The sequence below is a fragment of the uncultured Cardiobacterium sp. genome, assembly GCF_938028185.1.
In the GTDB taxonomy this organism is placed as follows: domain Bacteria; phylum Pseudomonadota; class Gammaproteobacteria; order Cardiobacteriales; family Cardiobacteriaceae; genus Cardiobacterium.
In genome coordinates this window covers 1-3610 of record NZ_CALJAH010000024.1, presented here as the reverse complement: position 1 = coordinate 3610, position 3610 = coordinate 1, and the positions used below count along the sequence as shown (strand labels likewise).

Genomic DNA, 3610 nt, shown 5'->3' with positions numbered 1-3610 from the left:
CAGACCTGAAAGAGCTGGGCCGCCATATTCGCCGCATTTTGGGCTCCTGCGATGGCTACTATTATGTGGGTGAGGCATCCTGTCGCGCCCAGGATGATATTTATCAGGCAGCGGTCAATGCATTCGGTGAACCGGACGCGCGCATTATCGAAGGGAAATTGCTCCCGTATTTGGTGGCAATACCGCAGGCTTTTGTACGTTAATGCCGTTATAGATTCATCGGGAGGCGGTTTTGTTATTGCAGGTTTTGCAGGAATGTTTCGCGCCTTCGCGGCGCAAGCGGGATTTTGATTTGCGTCTGTCCCGGCTGGAGGCAGACCTGCTTGAGGTGCGTCAGCAGATGCTTTTGCTGCTTGCCGAAGCGCAGCGCTTTGCGGTGTTGATGTGCTGCGATGACAAGGTGTCGATGCGCCTGCTCCGTGCCAATGGCGTGCCGCAACTGGCCTGGCAATTGCACGGGGTGCGCAGCGGGCTGTGGCAGAACGGGCGGCACGGGCCGATGCAGGTATTGATGCCGGTGGAAGCGCTCGATGATAACAAGCTGGCTGCGGTGCGTTCTGCGCTTGCCTTTCGTGAGGACGATGCCTTTCTGCGCGGGTTCCGTGAACAGGAGACGCAACGCATCAGCCTGAATCTGCAAGCCAAGGTAATTTCATTTATAGCAAACAACATCAAAAGTCAAGTTAATTTCAGGGGAATGACACTGAATGTCGATTGGCTGTTACAGCCGGGAGGTCAATAAACGATGGAACAGTACATTTCCGTACCGTGCGGGGCGCTGACGCTGCACCCGCAGGATTTCAAGGCTTACGCACTGCTGCGGCAGGAGGCGGAATTTCCGCAGCCGGGTGTGCCGCTGTCGGTCGCGGCGGCACGGGTGAACCTGCCGTTTGCCACCCTGCTCGCCAGCATGGCGGTACTGCGGCTGCGCGGCTATATCGTCGTACTGCCGGGCATTGATTCCCTTGCCGTCATGCATGAGCGGGGCGATGCGCTGGCAGTGCAACTGGTGGACCAGTGTTTGCCGGTGCGCGAAATTCTGCGTCAGGACGCGGCATTTCCTGATTTTGTCCGGTACTGCGCTGGCATGGAGGGGCAAATCTATGGTGGTTTCAGTCCTGATTTTATCGACCTTGCCGGTATGGATGCACTCAACCGGGCTGCTGACGATGCACGGCGCATTCTCGATCTCTGGAGCAGTACAGAAGCGCTACCCGCCGGAGCAGAAGATGCAGCTGGCGGTGCAGCCGTTACTGGAGCAGGGAATGCACGCAACGCAGGCAGGCTGCCTGCATCCGGCGCAAAGCGGGCGACAGACGGCCTTCCACCCAAACCGTTTTAACCATTTTTCTTGAGCAAAAAGGAGTAGCAGATGGGCGCAAAAATTACCCTCAATGGCAATCTCGGCGATGACCCGCGCTGTGGCGTGACCACGGGCCGCAACAATGAACCGCTGCACTGGATCAGTTTTTCCATGCGTCAGCCGCACTGGAGCAAGAACGACCGGGATCAATTTGTGGACAGCGGCGGTTTCTGGATGAATGTCTCCTGGTTTGACAAGAAGGCGGAAACCGCAGGACGCCTGCTGAAGAAAGGCGCCGCTGTCCTCGTGACCGGCGACCTGCACGTCGAAACCTGGGCCGACCCGAAAACGGGCGAGTTGAAAGCGGCCTTCAAGGTAAACGCCGATGAAGTCTGCTTTGACATGCGCTCGCTGGCCGATGTGACTTACCGTCAGCGCAGCGCCGAACGAGGCCCGCAGCCGCAGCCCAATATCGGCAACAGCGGCCATCCGGGCAACGCAGCCCCTGCGGCAATGGCGGACGGCGGCAATGATCATCCTGCGGCAGACGGTTTTGAAGATATGCCGCCAGATTTTATGGGTGAGGCACCGCCACAGGGTGAAACCGCCGCCCCGGCTGCACATCCCCATCCGGCTGGCCAAAAAGGCGACAAGAACGGCAACAAGGCGGGTGCGGCAGCATCTGCGACAGTCAACAACTCACCATTCCCCACGGATGACGACCGGCCCATCTGAAGCAGGAGGCGTGTATGCGCAACAACAAACATGGCAAAAAATGGTTGCGGCAACTGGCGCTGGCGGCGGGCGTTGCGCTCGCCTGTACCAGTCAACCGGCCCATGCCGGCTTTGGTACCGCCGAACTGGTCAGCACGACCATCAGCCAAATCCCGGACTGCCTCGATTACCGCATCCTCGGCCTGTCGTTGCGGGTCATCTGGACGCCTTATGGTCCGTACTACTTCTGGACGCTGCACGTCGGCCATACCGTACCGGCGATGGTCAACCAGTCGCATCCCTACCTTGACGAAATGCCGTGGGAAGATTACTCGCGCCTGCTGGGCAGCGCCTACCGCGCCGCGAGCGAGGCCATCGTTCACGTCGGTTTCCTTGGACTGGCCGACAACGTCGAAATCGGTGCCGGACGCTACAAGCACCACAAGTTTGGCAAGCACTACGCACCACAGCACTACGAATCGGCGCTCATCGGCCACCCGGCGATGATCATCTTCCAGAAAACCGGAGGTGGTGAAAAATCCGGCGGCGGCAATGGCGGAAGCGGCAGCAGTGCGTCATCGCCGGAGAAACAAAAAGCCCCGTCGAACCCGACCAACAGCCGCTACTTCCAGGGCACGGGCAACGTGCCGCGCAACAACGGCGGCAACGCCGGGAATGGCAACGGTCAGCAACAACCACCGCCGGGCGCGGGCTTCCTCAACCGCTGGCAGAACAAGGGCAGCGGTCAGGGACAGTTTACCGACCAGGAACGGCAGTCGCTGGGCTACGACGAAACCATGTCGCAAATTGACGGTGCCGATTACACCGACTACGACCGTGCCAACGACAGCGTCACCAGCGCGGTTGACGGCTACGACGTCAGCACCGGCGGCCGCTACTTCTGCACCCTGCCGTACACGCCCTTCTGGCCGTACTACCTCAGCGGCCTGGATTCCATCCTGTGGCGGCATGGCTGGCCGCTGGTGGATCTGCACCGCATCTGGAATCCCCTGTGGCCGGGACCGCGCATTGCGCCCAGTACCGGCACCATCCTGCCGGAAACCTGGGGACACCTCTATCCGCGTTATGGCACGGTCGATCACGTTGATGACGCCAAGGCCTCGGCAGTCATCGCGCGGCGCGGACTGGACATTCTCGCCGACCCGCAAATTGGCCGGGTCTATTGGCCGACGACCGCCCCCAGCGGGGTCGCCTGGTCGAAGGTGTACCCGGAGCAGGTGAGCTGTCACAAAAACATCGCGCATACCGGCACGAAACGCATTGAAGAAAGACAGTATGCCTGGACCAGCTGGTTCTACGCTACCTGCGACCTGGACGAGCGCGGCCAACTGGTACTGCGCATCCCGCTGGGGCCGATTCAGGTGACACCGGCCATTCCGGAATAGGAAAACATATGAATATGACACATCAAATCTTACAAACCGTGCGGTTCGTTTGCAGTTTCAAGGCCTTCCGGCGTGAGTTGGATGCGATTGAACGATTGCCACAAGAACAGGCGAACGAGTTTTCTCGGTAGACAGTATCAGCAGGCGGGATAGCAGGAACTGACATGACAGAGAACAGCACAATGGC

5 protein-coding genes are annotated in these 3610 nt (G+C 59.6%); all 5 read left to right on the top strand.

Annotated features, from left to right (window positions below):
- The coding region (locus Q0349_RS00915; RefSeq protein ID WP_298078887.1) for a hypothetical protein at nt 1-203 on the top strand (203 nt) is incomplete at its 5' end.
- A 29-nt stretch (nt 204-232) separates the two neighbouring features.
- On the top strand, nt 233-742 hold the full coding sequence (locus Q0349_RS00910; protein WP_298078885.1) for a hypothetical protein: 510 nt from the start codon (nt 233-235) through the stop codon (nt 740-742).
- A 3-nt stretch (nt 743-745) separates the two neighbouring features.
- A complete protein-coding gene (locus Q0349_RS00905; protein ID WP_298078883.1) occupies nt 746-1342 on the top strand; it encodes a hypothetical protein in 597 nt (198 codons plus the stop codon).
- A 30-nt stretch (nt 1343-1372) separates the two neighbouring features.
- Nucleotides 1373-2038, top strand: coding sequence for a single-stranded DNA-binding protein (locus tag Q0349_RS00900; protein ID WP_298078882.1), 666 nt, complete (start codon nt 1373-1375; stop codon nt 2036-2038).
- A gap of 14 nt (nt 2039-2052) precedes the next feature.
- On the top strand, nt 2053-3423 hold the full coding sequence (locus tag Q0349_RS00895; RefSeq protein WP_298078881.1) for a TraU family protein: 1371 nt from the start codon (nt 2053-2055) through the stop codon (nt 3421-3423).
- The last annotated feature ends 187 nt before the right edge of the window (nt 3424-3610 follow it).